A 14,329-nucleotide genomic window follows, 5' to 3' on the forward strand; every position below is an offset into this window, starting at 1 on the left:
CGGTCGCGCCCGCATCCGGCGTCTCGTAGCGTGAGCGCATGACGACCACCCCCGACCCCACCCACGACGTGATCGTGATCGGCGGTGGACCGGTCGGCGAGAACGCCGCGCAGTACGCGATCGCCGGATCGGACCGCACCGCGGCGCTCGTCGAGGCCGAGCTCGTGGGCGGCGAGTGCTCCTACTGGGCGTGCATGCCGTCCAAGGCGCTGCTCGTGCCACCGGCCGTGCGCTCCCTCGCGCAGCACATGCCCGGCCTCGGCCCGCAGGCGCCGCTCGACGTGGACGCCGTGCTCGCCAGGCGCGACTCCTTCACCTCCGGCTGGGACGACTCGGGGCAGGTCGAGTGGGCCGAGGGCGTCGGCATCGAGGTCGTGCGCGGCCGGGGGCGCCTGACGGGCGAGCGCACGGTCGTCGTCGGCGACCGCACGCTCGTCGCGCGTCACGCCGTCGTGCTCGCGACCGGCTCGACGCCGACGGCGCCGCCGATCGACGGGCTCGCCGACGCGATGCCGTGGGGCTCGCGCGACGCGACCGCCATGCACGAGGTGCCCGGCTCGATCCTCGTCGTCGGCGGCGGCGTCGTCGCGTGCGAGGCGGCGACGTGGCTCGCCGCGCTCGGCGCGCGCGTGACGCTCGCGGCGCGCGGCGGGCTGCTCGCACGGCTCGAGCCCGAGGCCGCGGAGGCGGTCGAGGCGGGGCTGCGCGAGGCGGGGGTCGACGTGCGACTGCACGCCGACGTGCAGCGCGTGCGTCGTCACGCGCCCGAGGCGACGGGCACGGGGCACGTGCACGGCGGCGCCGTGACGACGACGATCGACCAAGCGGAGCTCGTGACCGACGAGATCCTCGTCGCGACGGGCAGGCGCCCGGCGACCGACGACCTCGGCCTCGACGCGGTCGGCCTCGATCGCATCGTCGTCGACGGCCGGCAGCGCGTCGCAGGCGCGGAGGGCTGGCTGTACGCGACCGGCGACGTCGCCGGGCGCTGGCAGCTCACGCACATGGGCAAGCACGAGGCGCGCATCGCCGGCGAGGTCATCGGCCGCGTCGCCGACGGCGGCCGCGCCGACGAGGTCGTCGGCGTGGACGACGATCCGCTCACGCAGGTCGTCTTCACCGATCCCGAGGTCGCGGCGGTCGGCCTGACGCAGGCGGAGGCGGAGGAGCGGGGGATCCGCGTCGAGCGCGTCGCGATCGACCTCGCCGTCGCGGGCACGTCCCTCGCGCGCGACGACGCCGGCGGCCGCGTCGTGGTCGTGGTCGACGCCGATCGCGACGTGCTCGTCGGCGCGACGCTCGTGGGGCACGGCGTCGCCGAGCTGCTGCACGCCGCGACGGTCGCGGTCGCCGCCCAGGTGCCGACGGCACGGCTGTGGCACGCCGTGCCCTCGTACCCGACGGCGAGCGAGATCTGGCTGCGCGTCGTCGAGGACCTCCGACGGCAGCGCCGCGAGCGCTGAGCGGGGAGCGAGCGCACGACACGCGTGGGAGGATCGGGGGATGCCCATCCAGCGCGGAGACGAGCTCGCACTCACGATCGACAACGTCGCCCACGGCGGCGTCTTCGTCGGCAGGCACGAGGGGCGCGTGCTCTTCGTGCCCGACGCGCTCCCCGGCGAGACGGTGCGCGTGCGCGTCACGGAGCTGAAGAGGAGCTTCGGGCGCGGCGAGACGCTCGAGGTGCTCGAGGCGTCACCCGACCGCGTGCCGCACGTGTGGCCGGAGGCGTCGATCGATCGCGCGCCCGAGCGGCGTGCAGGCGGCGCCGAGCTCGGCCACGTGCGCCTGCCCGCGCAGCGTGCGTTGAAGCAGCGCGTCGTCGAGGATGCGCTGCGCCGCACCGGTCGCATCGAACGCGACGTGCCCGTGCAGGCGGCGCCCGGCGACGACGCTCGCGGCGGCCTCGGCTGGCGCACGCGCGTCACGCTCCACGTCGACGACTCGGGGCGCCAGGGACCGTTCGCCGCCCGCAGCCACACCGTCGTGCCCGTGACGAGCCTGCCGCTCGCGACCGAGGGCATCCAGGACCAGGCGCAGCTCGACCTGCGGCTGCCTGGCGCGTCGCGGGTCGACTACGTGCAGCGCGGCGACGGCTCGGTCGACGTCATCGCGACCGAGGGCGACCCGGTGCGCGGCCGCACCGACACCGTCCTCGAGCGGGTGGGCGAGCGTGAGCTGCAGGTCGACCGCGCAGGCTTCTGGCAGGTGCACCGCGAGGCACCGGGCGTGCTCGTCGACGCGGTGCGCCGGGCGATCGACGTGACGCGCATCGACCCGAAGGCCGCGAACCTCGACCTCTACGGCGGCGTCGGCCTCCTCGCGACCGCCCTCGGCGACGTGCTCGGGCCGCAGGCGCGGATGACGAGCGTCGAGTCCGACGAGGTCGCCACCGACCACGCGGCGGAGAACCTCGCAGAATGGGTCGGCGCGCTCGCGATCACCGCGAAGGTCGACCGCTTCCTGCGCGACACGGTCCGCGAGGCGTCCGCCGCGGAGCGCGACCGCCTGCGCGCCGCGACCGTCGTGCTGGACCCGCCGCGCGCCGGCGCCGGCGGCGAGACGATCGCGTCGCTCGTCGAGCTCGCGCCGAGCCAGGTCGTCTACGTCGCCTGCGATCCCGTCGCGTTCGCCCGCGACGCGCGCCTGCTCGTCGACGCCGGCTACGACCTCGGCCCGCTCGAGGCGTTCGACCTCTTCCCGCACACCCACCACGTCGAGTGCGTGGCGAGGTTCACGCGCGGCTGACGATGGTCGGGCTCGACGAGATCGCACGCGAGCTGCTCGCTGCGCCCCCGAGCGACTTCGTGGCCGCGCGCGACGCGCGAGCCCGCGCGGAGCGGGACCGCGATCTCGCCCGCGCCATCCGCGCCCTGCGCCGACCGACTCTCGCCGCGTGGGTCGTCGACGCCCTCGCGCGCGAGCAGCCGGACGCCGTCGCTCGGATGCTGGGCCTCGCCGAGTCGCTGCGCGACGCGCAGGACGAGCTCGACGGCGCCGAGCTCCGCGCGCTGACGACGCAGCGGCGCGCGCTCGTGGCCAGGCTCGCCGCCGACGCGGTCGATAGGGCCGAGGCAGCGGGCGTGCGCGTGAGCGCCGCAGCCCGCGAGGACGTGGAGCGCACGCTGACCGCCGCGATGCTGGACGCCGAGGCGGGCCGGGCGGTGGCGAGCGGACGGCTCGTGCGCGCGCTCGAGTCGGTGGGGCTCGAGGGCGTCGACCTCGCCGGTGCCCTCGCCGGCGGCGATCCTCCGCCCGCACCGGTGCGCGCGAGCGCCGACGAGCTCGCCGGCCGGCGTGCGCGGAAGGCTGCCGAGCGCGCCGCGCGCGAGGCGGACGCGGAGGCGAGCGAGGCCGTCCGCGCGCTGCGCGGGATCGAGGCGGCGGAGGCGACGGCGCGGGAGCGCGCCGAGCACCTCGACGAGCGCATCGCGCAGCTCCAGCGCGACGTCGCCCGGCTCGGGCGCGAGCGGGACGCCGCGCGCGCCGAGGAGCGTGCCGCCGCCGACGAGCGCGCCGCGGCCGAGCGCCGCGTCGCCGATGCCGAGCGGCGTGCCGCGCAGTCGCACGACGCCCTCGACTGAGCCGCGATCGATCAGCGCAGGAGCGCGAGCAGGGCGCGTTCGCGCGCGCCCTTCAGCCCCACGACCTCGCCGGCCTCGAAGCGCTCGAAGACCTCGGGGTCGATGTACGACGCGCGCGCGACGGACGGGGTGTTGCCGAGGGTCTGCGACACCTCGACGACCGCCTGCCGGATCGCCCGCTGACGCTCGCGCTGCGTGCCGACGTCGCGGGCCCGTGCGAGCGCGTCGGCGGCGACGATCGTGCCGTGCAGCGTGCGGAAGTCCTTCGCGGTGAACTCGCCGCCAGTCGCCTCCTTCACCGCCGCGTTGAGGTCGGAGTCGCGCAGCGCGCGCCGCGTGCGGCTGCCGTCGTCCCAGGCGAACAGGCGGGAGCGCCCCGAGCGCGAGCAGAGCTCGGCGATGCAGCGCGCGAGCGGCGCGTCCTCGACCGTCACGTCGAACTTCTGCCCGCTCTTCGCGGGGAAGCGCAGGCGCACGGCGTCGCCGTCGACGGTCGCGTGCCGCACGAGCAGCGTCATGAGCCCTCGGCTGCCGTTGTCCTCGGCGTAGGCGTCGCCGCCGGCGCGGATCGCGACGACGTCGAGCAGCCGCATCGCCGCCGCGAGCACGCGCTCACGGCCGAGGCCCTCCGCGCCGAGGTCGCTCGTGATGCGGCGCCGTGCGGCAGGCAGGGCCTCGGCGAGGTCGAGCGCGCGCTCGAACTTCACCCGGTCGCGCTTCGCCGACCACGCCTCGTGGTAGCGGTACTGCGTGCGCCCGGCCGCGTCGACGCCCGTCGCCTGGATGTGCGCGAGGGAGTCGGCGGCGATCCACACGTCGGTCCATGCGGGCGGCAGCACGAGCGCGGCCGCGCGCTCGCGGTCCTCGTCGGAGACCTTCGAGCCGTCGTCGTGGAGGTACGTCCACCCCTTCCCGGCGCGTCGGCGCCGGATGCCGGGATCGTCGCTCGGATGCGCCCTGCGCAGGCGAGGCACGGTGCCCGGCCGGCTCAGACGCCGGAGTGCGTGGAGGCGAGGGATCCGTCGCCCGGCCGCGTGCCCGCGAGCCAGCCGGTCGGTGCGTCGAGCACCTTGCGGTGCTTCGTCTGCGCCCACTCGGTGCCGAGCGCCGTGAGCACGGCGTGCACGGCAGCCTGCTCCTCGGCGGTCGGCGACCCCTGGAGCACGACCATGTCGGTCTCGTCGGGCTCGGGCTTCCACGTCTCGGTCATGCGCTTATCGTCCCGATCGGCGCGTGCGCGTCGCGAGGGGTTGCGGTCTCACGCCTGCGCATCACAGGGGGATGTTGCCGTGCTTGCGCTCGGGCCGCACGACCTTCTTCGTGCGCAGCGCGCGGAACGCCTTCGTGATGGCGACGCGCGTCTCGGACGGCTCGATGATGCCGTCGATCTCGCCGCGCTCGGCGGCGAGGAACGGGCTCGTCACGTTGTAGGTGTAGTCGTTGGCGAGCTGCTGGCGCACGGCGGCGACGTCGCGGCCCTCCTCCTCGGCCTGCTTGATCTCGGAGCGGTAGAGGATGTTGACGGCGCCCTGGCCGCCCATGACGGCGATCTCGGCGGTCGGCCACGCGATGTTGATGTCGGCGCCGAGCTGCTTCGAGCCCATGACGATGTAGGCGCCGCCGTAGGCCTTGCGCGTGATGACGGTCACGAGCGGCACCGTGGCCTCGGCGTATGCGTAGATGAGCTTCGCGCCGCGGCGGATGACGCCCGTCCACTCCTGGTCGGTGCCGGGCAGGTAGCCCGGCACGTCGACGAGCGTGAGGATCGGGATCGAGAAGGCGTCGCAGAAGCGCACGAAGCGCGCGGCCTTCTCACCGGCCTCGATGTTGAGCGTGCCGGCCATCTGCTTGGGCTGGTTGGCGATGATGCCGATCGTGCGCCCCTCGAGCCGGCCGAAGCCGATGACGATGTTCGGCGCGTAGAGCGGCTGCACCTCGAGGAACTCGCGGTCGTCGACGAGCACCTCGATGATGTCGAGCACGTCGTAGGGCTGGTTCGGCGAGTCGGGGATGACGCGGTCGAGCGAGCGGTCGAGGTCGTTGACGACGCGGTGCGCCTGGTGGTCGTACGCGGGCACCTCGGACTGGTTGTTGTCCGGCAGGAAGGCGAGCAGCGCGCGCACGTAGTCGAGCGCGTCGGCCTCGTCGGCGGCGAGGTAGTGGCTCACGCCCGAGATCGAGTTGTGGGTGAGGCCGCCGCCGAGCTCCTCGAAGCCGACCTCCTCGCCCGTGACGGTCTTGATGACGTCGGGGCCCGTGACGAACATGTGGCTGGACTTGTCGACCATGACGACGAAGTCGGTGAGGGCCGGTCCGTAGACGGCGCCGCCGGCCGCGGGGCCCATGACGATCGAGATCTGGGGGATGACGCCCGAGGCGGCCGTCGTGCGCTTGAAGATCTCGCCGTACTTGCCGAGTGCGACGACGCCCTCCTGGATGCGCGCGCCGCCCGAGTCGAGCATGCCGACGATGGGCACGCCGACCTTGATGGCGTAGTCCATGATCTTCACGATCTTCTCGCCGGCGACCTCGCCGAGGGAGCCGCCGAAGGTCGTGAAGTCCTGCGAGTAGACGGCGATGCGGCGGCCGTGGACGGTCGCGATGCCCGTGACGACCGCGTCGCCGTACGGCCGCTTCGCGTCCATGCCGAACGCCGTGGTGCGGTGGCGCACGTACGCGTCGAACTCGACGAACGTGCCGGGGTCGACGAACGCCTCGATGCGCTCGCGAGCCGATTGCTTGCCCTTGGCGTGCTGGCGCTCGCGGGCGGCGCGCTCCTTGGCGACGATCGCCTCCTCATTGCGCTGGCGGAGCTGCTCGATGCGGCCGGCGGTCGTCGATTCGGCGTTGGTCACCCGTCCACCCTAGACGGCGCCGGATGCCGTGCCCTGGTGGCTTCCCACGACGTCTGCGCGGGATCCGTCGTGGGAACCTCCAACGCCTCGCGTGCGCGCGCGTCGCGGGTACGGTGGGCGCGTGCCCTTCGAGTCCGCGCGCTCGCTCGCGCCCGTGACCGTGCTGCCGAGCGTCGGCAGCACGTTCGACGTCGTCGACCCGCGCGCCGCCGCGCTCAGCACGTGGGCGACGCTCGACCAGCGCGCCGGCCGGGGTCGGCTCGGTCGTGCGTGGGTCGCGCCCGCCGGACGCTGCCTCGCGGCGAGCATCCTCGTGCGGCCGACGTCGCCGCCGGATGCCTGGGGCTGGCTCCCGCTCGCGGTCGGGCTCGCGCTCGCCGAGGCGATCGACCCGCTCGTGCCGACGGCGACGGTGTCGGTGAAGTGGCCGAACGACGTGCTCGTCGACGGCGCGAAGGTCGCCGGCATCCTCTGCGAGCGCCGCGGCGACGACGTGGTCGTGGGCGTCGGCGTCAACCTCGTCCTCACGCCCGACGAGCTGCCGACCGACCGGGCGACGTCGCTGCGGATCGCGGGGGCGCGCGGAGAGGCGGAGGAGCTCGCCGACGCGGTCCTCGCGGGCGTGCTGCGCGGCATCCGCGACGCGAGCGACCTCGCCGACGCGCGACTCCACGAGCGCATCGCCGGGCGCTGCTCGACGCTGGGGGAGCGCGTGCGCGTGCTGCTGCCCGCCGGTCGCGACCTCGTCGGCACCGCGTCCGGCCTCGGGCCCGCCGGCGAGCTCGACGTCGACGTCGACGGGCGCCGCGAGCGCGTCTCGGCCGGCGACGTGCAGCACGTGCGCTGAGGGCTGGGAGGATGGTGCCATGAGCGATCCGGAGCGCGTCGTCGTGCGCCTGCGGTCCCACGGCCGGGCGCTGCTGCTGCCCGCCGTGCTGCTGTGCGGCATCGCCTTCGGCACGACCTTCGCGCTCGGCCGGGTCGCGTGGCAGCTGTGGGATCTCGTCGTGTGGTCGCTCGCGATCGTGCTCGCCGTCGTGCTGTGCGTCGTGCCGACGCTCGCGTGGCTCTCGCGTCGCGTGGTCGTGACCTCGCGCCGCGTCATCGTGCGCAGCGCCTTCGGCGGCTCGAAGCGCGACGTGCCGCTGTCGCGCATCCACGACGTCACGCTGCGCAGGCAGGGCCTGCAGGCGATCGTCGGCTCGGGCGACGTGCTGCTGTCGACGGGCGGCGAGCATCCCGTGACGCTCGCCGACGTCCCCAGCGCGTCCCTCGTGCAGCGCACCCTCACCGAGCTCGTGGCAGGGACGCCGGGGGCGCCCGCGCTCCTCGACGTGCCGGGCGTCGGCTCCGCCCCTCGACTGGAGGATCACGCATGACCGCTCCACGCATCGCCGTCGTCGGCTGCGGCTACCTCGGCGCCGTGCACGCGGCGGGCATGGCGTCGCTCGGCCTCGCGACGGTCGGGATCGACGTCGACGCGTCGAAGGTCGCCGCGCTCGGCGCGGGTCGAGCCCCGTTCTACGAGCCGGGCCTCGAGGCGATGCTGCAGCAGGGCATCGACGCCGGGTCGCTGCGCTTCGCGACGGATGCGGAGGGCGTCGAGGCCGACGTCTGGTTCGTCTGCGTGGGCACGCCGCAGCGACCCGGGTCGAACGACGCCGACATGACGCACGTCGACGCCGCGGTGTCCTCGCTCCTGCCGCACCTGCGCGAGGGCATGCTCGTCGTCGGCAAGTCGACGGTCCCCGTCGGCACGGCCGAGCGCCTCGCCGCGCTCGTCGAGGCGACGGGCGCGAGGCTCGCGTGGAACCCCGAGTTCCTGCGCGAGGGCCTCGCGGTGACGGACACCCTCGCGCCCGACCGCCTCGTGTACGGCGTGCGCTCGGGCGACGACGCCGCCGTCGCGACGCTCGACGCCGTGTACGCGTCGATCCTCGAGCGCGGCACCCCGCGCATCGTCACCGACTTCGCGACCGCCGAGCTCGTGAAGGTGAGCGCCAACGCGTTCCTCGCGACGAAGATCTCGTTCATCAACGCCATGGCTGAGGTCGCCGAGGCGTCGGGCGCCGACGTGGTGCAGCTCGCCGACGCGATCGGCATCGACGCGCGCATCGGCCGCCGCTTCCTGAACTCGGGCATCGGATTCGGCGGCGGCTGCCTGCCCAAGGACATCCGTGCCTTCCGGGCCCGCTCGATCGAGGTGGGTGCCGCGGACGCCCTCGGCTTCCTCGACGAGGTGGACCGCGTGAACCTGCGTCGTCGCGACCGCATGGTCGCGCTCGTCGAGCGCGAGCTCGACGCCGCGGGCGGCGGCGCCGTCGCGATGCTGGGGCTCGCATTCAAGCCGGACAGCGACGACGTGCGCGACTCGCCGGCGCTGGACGTCGCGATGCGGCTCGCCGAGCGGCACGACGTCGTCGCCTACGATCCCGAGGCTGCCGCCCCCGCCGCCCGTCGTGCGCCGGCGCTGCGCATCGCGGGAACCCTCGACGAGGCCCTCGCGGATGCCGCGGTCCTGGCGCTCGGCACCGAGTGGCGCGTCTTCCGCGAGCTCGACCCGACGGCCGTCGCCGAGCGGACGGCCGCGCGCGTCGTCGTCGACGGGCGCAACGTGCTCGACCGCGACGCCTGGGCGGCCGCTGGGTTCCGCGTCGTCGCGATCGGCAGGCCCGATCGCGATCCCACCCCCACCACGAGCCATGAGGAGGCCATCGCATGATCGTCGGCGTCGTCGGAGGCGGGCAGCTCGCCCGCATGATGATCCCGCCCGCCCTCGCGCTCGGCGTCGAGCTGCGCGTGCTCGCCGAGGCCGACGGCATGGCAGCCTCGCTCGCCGCCACCGCCGTCGGCGACTACCGGGACGCCGACGTCGTCCTCGCCTTCGCCGAGGGCGTCGACGTCGTGACGTTCGACCACGAGCACGTGCCGCAGGAGGTGCTGCAGCGCCTGGTCGACGCGGGCGTCGCCGTGCGCCCCGGTCCGCACGCGCTGCGCTTCGCGCAGGACAAGCGCCTCATGCGCGAGCGCATGGCCGAGCTCGGCGTCGCGCAGCCGGACTGGGCTCCGGTGGACGGAGCCGCCGACCTCCGGACGTTCCTCGACGACCACGGCGGTGCCGCGGTCGTGAAGACCGCGACGGGCGGCTACGACGGCAAGGGCGTGCGCGTCGTGCGCGCGGTCGACGACGTCGCCGACTGGCTCGAGGGCGCGGCCGACGGCGGCCCGCGCCTCCTCGTCGAGGAGCTCGTCCCGTTCCGGCGCGAGCTCGCGCAGCAGGTCGCGCGCCGTCCGAGCGGCGAGATCGTGGCCTGGCCGCTCGCCCAGACGGTGCAGCGCGACGGCATCTGCGCCGAGGTCGTCGTGCCCGCGCCGCGCGCGGGCGGCGAGGGCGCCGTCGCCGAGGACATGGCCGTGCGCATCGCGGAGGGCCTCGACGTCACGGGTGCGCTCGCCGTCGAGCTCTTCGAGACCGAGGACGGGCGGCTGCTCGTCAACGAGCTCGCGATGCGCCCTCACAACTCCGGACACTGGTCGATCGACGGCTCCGTCACGAGCCAGTTCGAGCAGCATCTGCGCGCCGTGCTCGACCTCCCGCTCGGCTCGAGCGCGATGCTCGCGCCGTCGGCCGTGATGATCAACGTCATCGGCGGTCCCGCGGAGGGGCGCATGGAGGCGCGCTACGAGCGGGCGCTCGCGGCGCAGCCGAGCGCGAAGGTGCACTCGTACGGCAAGACCGCAAGGCCGGGTCGCAAGGTCGGCCACGTGACCGTCGTCGGCGACGAGCTCGACGAGGTGGCCTACCAGGCGAGGGCGGCGGCCGCGACGTTCGAGTGATCGACCGCGGCCCGCGTCAGCGGGTCGCGAACGCCTGCTGCCGGTGGAAGAGCTCGGCCTGGCCGTCGTCGAGCGGCCAGGGGCCGAGCCAGCCGTAGGCGGCGGGGAAGGCCCCGTCGGGACCGAAGGCGGCCGTCGCGGCCGCATCGCTGACCTCGCTCGGGTCCCCCGCGCCCGTCGCCGGATCGAGCGAGCACGTCGACCACGACTGCGACCGCGCGCCGAGGTCGACGTCGGCGAGCGTCGTCGCGACCGCGGCGTGGTCGGGATGCGGGTACGGGTAGCAGCCCTCGACGTCGCCGTCGTAGGAGTACGCGCCGAGCATGCGGCCGACGGGCAGGTCGCCGATGCCGAACGCATCGCGATCGTCGAGGACGGCGCGCACGGCCCACTCCACCTCCGCGGTCGTGAGATCGCCGTCGCCGAGGTCGAACGCGACGAGCGTGCCGCGACCCTGAGCGTCCTGCCAGACGTCGGCGGCGGTGCTGGGCACCAGGGTGCCGTCGTCGTCGCGCATGGGGTTCGCATCCTGCGGGTCGATGCCCTCGACGCGCTGCGGCTCGCCGAGGTCGCTCGGGATCGTCGGGTCGGAGGCACCCATGCGCTCGAAGAAGGTCAGCCACGAGTCGATCCGGGCACGCGAGCACTGCTGGGTCCAGCGGCCGCCGCCGATCTCGGAGTCGCAGAAGCCCGACTGCTCGCCGCGGGTCATGAGCACGAACACGGTCCTGGCTCCCGGACGCTGCTCGATCTGGCTCCAGACCTGGAACTCGTCGTCGGGATGCGGCAGCAGCACGACGGTGAGCTCGTCCGCGACGGGCGGCGTCGAGCACGCGCCGAGCCCGAGCGTCGCGAGCAGCGAGGACGCCACGGCCGACGCGAGCAGGAGGGGACGGCGCATGCGCTCGAGTCTACGAGCGCGGCAGCGCGCGGGCGGCCGCCCGCGAAGGCCGTAGCCTCGATGGCGTGACGCACGATCTGCAGGTGGCGGGCCGGAAGCGCCCTCGCATCGCCTCGCTCGACGTCACCCGCGGGCTCATGCTCGTCGCGAGCGTCGGCACCGACAGCATCGTGACGCCGCCCTGGTGGAGCCAGCACGCGGCGTGGGAGGGCGTGACGCCCCTCGACGTCATCTTCCCGATCTTCGTCACCCTCACGGGCTGCGGCATCGCGTTCGCGTACGCCCGCGGCATCCAGTCGCCGTGGCGGCTCGTGCGCCGAGTCGTGGTGCTGCTGCTCGCGGGCCTCGTCTACAACGCCGTCACCTCGGGCACCTGGGACCTGTCGACGTGGCGCATGTTCGGCGTGCTGCAGCTCTACGCGGTCGTGATCCTCGTCGTCTCCCTGCTGCACCTCGTGGCGAGGTCCGTGCGGGCGTGGGCTGCGATCGTCGTGCTCCTCGCCGCGGCGCTCGTCGTCGTGCACGCCGCGTGGGGCATCGCGTGCGGTGCCGTGACCCCCGTCTGCAACCCCTCGCTCGACCTCGACCTGCAGCAGCGGTGGGTCGCGCACGTGTACCAGCAGGGTGCGGCCGGCCACGACCCCGAGGGCGTCGTCGCCATCCTCGGCGCGACGCTGCAGGCGAGCGTCGGTGCGCTCTTCGGGCACCTCATCCTGCGAGCTCGCGACCACGGCTGGGCCCTCCCTCGCACCCTCGCCGTCGGCACGGTCGTCGCCGCCGCGGTCGCGCTGCTCGCCGCCGTCGCGATCGTCGTGCCGCAGCTGCTCGGCGCGGAGCCGATGCTCGTCATGAAGCGGCTGTGGACGCCGCCCTTCGCGCTGCTCGTCGGCGCCGCGACGGGTCTCGTGCTCGTGCTGGCGTTCCTCGTCATCGATCGCGGCAGCGACGACGCGCGGCATCGCCGCCTGCGACCGCTCGAGCCGTTCCTCGCGCTCGGCCGGAACTCGCTGCTCGTCTACTTCGGCTCCCACGCCCTCAACGCCGTGCTGCACCGGCAGCCGTGGTTCGCCTCGGTCGTCGGCACGAGCGCCGAGTGGTGGCTCCCGATCGGCATGATCGTCGCCTGGACGCTGCTCGCGGTCGTGCTCAACCGGCGCCGCATCTACGTGCGCGCCTGAGGACGACTCGACCGCGGCGCGCCGCACGCGCGCGCGACGCGCATGGGCGACCGGCCTACCCTGGAGTCCATGGCAGTGCAGGTGAGCGTCATCATGGGGTCCGACTCGGACTGGCGCGTGATGCAGGATGCGGCGGCCGCGCTCGACGAGCTCGGCGTCGGCTACGAGGTCGACGTCGTCTCCGCCCACCGGACGCCCGACAAGATGGCGACCTTCGCGCGCGCCGCCGCCGACCGGGGCGTGCGCGTCATCATCGCCGGCGCCGGCGGCGCCGCGCACCTGCCGGGCATGGTCGCCTCGATGACGCGGCTGCCCGTCATCGGCGTCCCCGTGCCGCTCGAGCGCCTCGACGGCCTCGACTCGCTCCTGTCCATCGTGCAGATGCCCGCCGGGATCCCCGTCGCGACCGTCTCCATCGGCGGCGCGCGCAACGCGGGCCTGCTCGCAGCCCGCATCCTCGGCACGACCGACGCCGACGTCGCGGCCAGGCTCGACGCCTTCGCGGCCTCGCTCGAGGAGGCCGTCGAGCGCAAGGCGCAGGCGCTGCAGGACCGCGTGCGGACGGGCGAGGAGCGCGCATGACCGTCCTCCTCGCCCCCCGCGCATCCCTGCGGAGCCCCGACGCCGGCTCCGAGCAGGTCATGACGCGGCGCGCGTGGTGGCTCGTCGCGCTCGGGTTCCTGCTGCCGGGCAGCGCGCAGCTGCTCGCGGGCAACCGCAGGCTCGGTCGCATCGGCATCGTCGCGACCGCCGTCCTCGTCGCGCTCGTCGTCGTCGGCGCCGTCCTGTGGCTCGTCGCTCGTGCGGCGCTGCTCACGGTCGTCGGCAACGCCATCGGCCTGCTCGTGCTCGAGATCCTCGCGATCGCCTACGCGGTGCTCTGGCTCGTGCTCGGGCTCGACACGCTGCGCATCGCGCGGCTCGGCCGCGCCGCGCCTCGCCTGCGCGCAGCGATCGCCGCGCTCGCGATCGTCGTCACCGTGGTGCCCGCGGGCGCCGCGGCCTACGGCGCGACGCTCATCGACGCCGGTCGCGGACTCGTCTCGAACGTCTTCGCGTTCGGCGGGCCCGCGGTCGAGCCCATCGACGGCCAGTACACGTTCATGCTGCTCGGCGGCGACGCGGGCGCCGATCGCGTGGGCCTGCGCCCGGACTCCATCACCGTCGTGTCCGTGAACGCGGACACCGGCGCTGCCACGATGATCGGCGTGCCGAGGAACATGCAGCGCGTGCCCTTCCCGGAGGGGTCCGTCATGGCCTCGCAGTGGCCGAACGGCTTCGACTGCGGCACCTCCGACTGCTACATCAACGCCGCGTACACGTACGGCCAGGGCCATCCGGAGCTCTTCCCCGACGCGGAGGCCTCGGGATCGAGCCCGGGCATCGAGGCGACGCGCGAGGCCGTCGAGGGCGCCACGGGCCTGCCGATCCAGTTCTTCGTCATCGTCGACATGCAGGGCTTCGATGACCTGATCGACGCGCTCGGCGGCATCACGATCGACATCCCCTACGACGTGCCGATCGCCATCGAGGGCGGACCGGTGGAGGAGTGGATCCGCGCCGGCGAGGACGTCACGCTCGACGGCTACCACGCACTCTGGTACGCGCGCAGCCGCGCCGGCGCGAACGACTACCAGCGCATGGAGCGGCAGCGCGTCGTGCAGCAGGCCGTCATCGCGCAGTTCACGCCGCAGACCCTGCTCACGCAGTACGCGGCGCTCTCGGCCGCGGGCCAGGACCTCGTGCAGACCGACATCCCGCAGTCGATGATCGGCACGCTCACCGACCTCGCCGAGCGCACGCGCCAGCTGCCCATCACGAACCTCGAGCTCGTGCCGCCCGCGGTGCCGTGGGAGGACCCGGACTACGACGTCGTCCACGCGATGGTCGCCGAGTCGATCGCGACGGCGGCGACCGTCGACGACCCGAGCCCGTCGCCGTCGCCGTAGCCGGGTGCGCTGCGCTCCCGGCGTC

The 14,329-nt window shown here is 74.4% G+C and carries 14 protein-coding genes; 10 read left to right on the forward strand and 4 right to left on the reverse strand.

The window, feature by feature from the left end:
• Positions 1-38 precede the first annotated feature (38 nt).
• Genes C1N71_RS03595 through C1N71_RS03605 form a run of 3 tightly spaced genes read left to right on the forward strand, consistent with a single transcriptional unit; the run spans position 39 to position 3,584 of the window.
• Positions 39-1,463, forward strand: a complete 1,425-nt coding sequence (locus tag C1N71_RS03595; RefSeq protein ID WP_137755163.1) for a dihydrolipoyl dehydrogenase family protein — start codon at positions 39-41, stop codon at positions 1,461-1,463.
• A gap of 40 nt (positions 1,464-1,503) precedes the next feature.
• On the forward strand, positions 1,504-2,748 hold the full coding sequence (locus C1N71_RS03600) for a class I SAM-dependent RNA methyltransferase (RefSeq protein WP_175414081.1): 1,245 nt from the start codon (positions 1,504-1,506) through the stop codon (positions 2,746-2,748).
• 2 nt (positions 2,749-2,750) lie between these two features.
• Positions 2,751-3,584 (forward strand): transposase, encoded by an 834-nt coding sequence (locus C1N71_RS03605; protein WP_137755164.1) that lies wholly within the window; start codon positions 2,751-2,753, stop codon positions 3,582-3,584.
• 11 nt (positions 3,585-3,595) lie between these two features.
• Here C1N71_RS03605 and C1N71_RS03610 read toward each other — a convergent pair whose 3' ends face one another.
• The 3 genes from C1N71_RS03610 to C1N71_RS03620 all read right to left on the reverse strand — a co-directional run bounded on the left by C1N71_RS03610 (position 3,596) and on the right by C1N71_RS03620 (position 6,439).
• A complete protein-coding gene (locus C1N71_RS03610; RefSeq protein ID WP_137755165.1) occupies positions 3,596-4,558 on the reverse strand; it encodes a DNA topoisomerase IB in 963 nt (320 codons plus the stop codon).
• A 14-nt stretch (positions 4,559-4,572) separates the two neighbouring features.
• Complete coding sequence (locus tag C1N71_RS03615; RefSeq protein ID WP_137755166.1) at positions 4,573-4,794, reverse strand: acyl-CoA carboxylase epsilon subunit; 222 nt, start codon at positions 4,792-4,794, stop codon at positions 4,573-4,575.
• A 61-nt stretch (positions 4,795-4,855) separates the two neighbouring features.
• On the reverse strand, positions 4,856-6,439 hold the full coding sequence (locus tag C1N71_RS03620) for an acyl-CoA carboxylase subunit beta (protein ID WP_137755167.1): 1,584 nt from the start codon (positions 6,437-6,439) through the stop codon (positions 4,856-4,858).
• 121 nt (positions 6,440-6,560) lie between these two features.
• Between C1N71_RS03620 and C1N71_RS03625 the strand changes: the two genes are divergently transcribed.
• The 4 genes from C1N71_RS03625 to C1N71_RS03640 are packed head-to-tail and all read left to right on the forward strand — an operon-like array spanning position 6,561 to position 10,276.
• On the forward strand, positions 6,561-7,286 hold the full coding sequence (locus C1N71_RS03625) for a biotin--[acetyl-CoA-carboxylase] ligase (RefSeq protein ID WP_175414082.1): 726 nt from the start codon (positions 6,561-6,563) through the stop codon (positions 7,284-7,286).
• A gap of 19 nt (positions 7,287-7,305) precedes the next feature.
• Positions 7,306-7,818: a PH domain-containing protein gene (locus tag C1N71_RS03630; RefSeq protein WP_137755169.1), complete on the forward strand. Its 513-nt coding sequence runs from the start codon at positions 7,306-7,308 to the stop codon at positions 7,816-7,818.
• Complete coding sequence (locus C1N71_RS03635) at positions 7,815-9,161, forward strand: UDP-glucose dehydrogenase family protein (RefSeq protein ID WP_137755170.1); 1,347 nt, start codon at positions 7,815-7,817, stop codon at positions 9,159-9,161. Before C1N71_RS03630 ends, C1N71_RS03635 begins: the two co-directional genes overlap by 4 nt.
• Positions 9,158-10,276: a 5-(carboxyamino)imidazole ribonucleotide synthase gene (locus C1N71_RS03640; RefSeq protein WP_137755171.1), complete on the forward strand. Its 1,119-nt coding sequence runs from the start codon at positions 9,158-9,160 to the stop codon at positions 10,274-10,276. The genes C1N71_RS03635 and C1N71_RS03640 overlap by 4 nt, the downstream gene beginning before the upstream one ends.
• A gap of 16 nt (positions 10,277-10,292) precedes the next feature.
• On the opposite strand, the gene C1N71_RS03645 is transcribed toward C1N71_RS03640, so the two are convergent.
• Positions 10,293-11,177, reverse strand: coding sequence for a hypothetical protein (locus C1N71_RS03645; protein ID WP_137755172.1), 885 nt, complete (start codon positions 11,175-11,177; stop codon positions 10,293-10,295).
• A gap of 65 nt (positions 11,178-11,242) precedes the next feature.
• On the opposite strand from C1N71_RS03645, the gene C1N71_RS03650 reads away from it, so the two are divergent.
• From C1N71_RS03650 to C1N71_RS03660, 3 genes are all read left to right on the forward strand, one after another.
• Positions 11,243-12,355: a heparan-alpha-glucosaminide N-acetyltransferase domain-containing protein gene (locus C1N71_RS03650; RefSeq protein ID WP_137755173.1), complete on the forward strand. Its 1,113-nt coding sequence runs from the start codon at positions 11,243-11,245 to the stop codon at positions 12,353-12,355.
• 69 nt (positions 12,356-12,424) lie between these two features.
• Complete coding sequence (purE, locus tag C1N71_RS03655; protein WP_137755174.1) at positions 12,425-12,937, forward strand: 5-(carboxyamino)imidazole ribonucleotide mutase; 513 nt, start codon at positions 12,425-12,427, stop codon at positions 12,935-12,937.
• Positions 12,934-14,304: an LCP family protein gene (locus tag C1N71_RS03660; RefSeq protein ID WP_254678083.1), complete on the forward strand. Its 1,371-nt coding sequence runs from the start codon at positions 12,934-12,936 to the stop codon at positions 14,302-14,304. The genes purE and C1N71_RS03660 overlap by 4 nt, the downstream gene beginning before the upstream one ends.
• The last annotated feature ends 25 nt before the right edge of the window (positions 14,305-14,329 follow it).

Origin of the sequence: Agrococcus sp. SGAir0287 (genome assembly GCF_005484985.1) — a bacterium.
Taxonomy (GTDB): Bacteria; Actinomycetota; Actinomycetes; order Actinomycetales; family Microbacteriaceae; genus Agrococcus.

Excerpts from the sequence above, each read along its gene's own strand:
- C1N71_RS03615 (WP_137755166.1), bottom strand. The coding sequence starts at position 4,794 with ATGACCGAGACGTGGAAGCCCGAGCCCGACGAGACCGACATGGTCGTG.
- C1N71_RS03630 (WP_137755169.1), top strand. The coding sequence starts at position 7,306 with ATGAGCGATCCGGAGCGCGTCGTCGTGCGCCTGCGGTCCCACGGCCGG.
- C1N71_RS03605 (WP_137755164.1), top strand. The coding sequence starts at position 2,751 with ATGGTCGGGCTCGACGAGATCGCACGCGAGCTGCTCGCTGCGCCCCCG.
- C1N71_RS03635 (WP_137755170.1), top strand. The coding sequence starts at position 7,815 with ATGACCGCTCCACGCATCGCCGTCGTCGGCTGCGGCTACCTCGGCGCC.
- purE (WP_137755174.1), top strand. The coding sequence starts at position 12,425 with ATGGCAGTGCAGGTGAGCGTCATCATGGGGTCCGACTCGGACTGGCGC.
- C1N71_RS03640 (WP_137755171.1), top strand. The coding sequence starts at position 9,158 with ATGATCGTCGGCGTCGTCGGAGGCGGGCAGCTCGCCCGCATGATGATC.
- C1N71_RS03595 (WP_137755163.1), top strand. The coding sequence starts at position 39 with ATGACGACCACCCCCGACCCCACCCACGACGTGATCGTGATCGGCGGT.
- C1N71_RS03645 (WP_137755172.1), bottom strand. The coding sequence starts at position 11,177 with ATGCGCCGTCCCCTCCTGCTCGCGTCGGCCGTGGCGTCCTCGCTGCTC.
- C1N71_RS03600 (WP_175414081.1), top strand. The coding sequence starts at position 1,504 with ATGCCCATCCAGCGCGGAGACGAGCTCGCACTCACGATCGACAACGTC.
- C1N71_RS03660 (WP_254678083.1), top strand. The coding sequence starts at position 12,934 with ATGACCGTCCTCCTCGCCCCCCGCGCATCCCTGCGGAGCCCCGACGCC.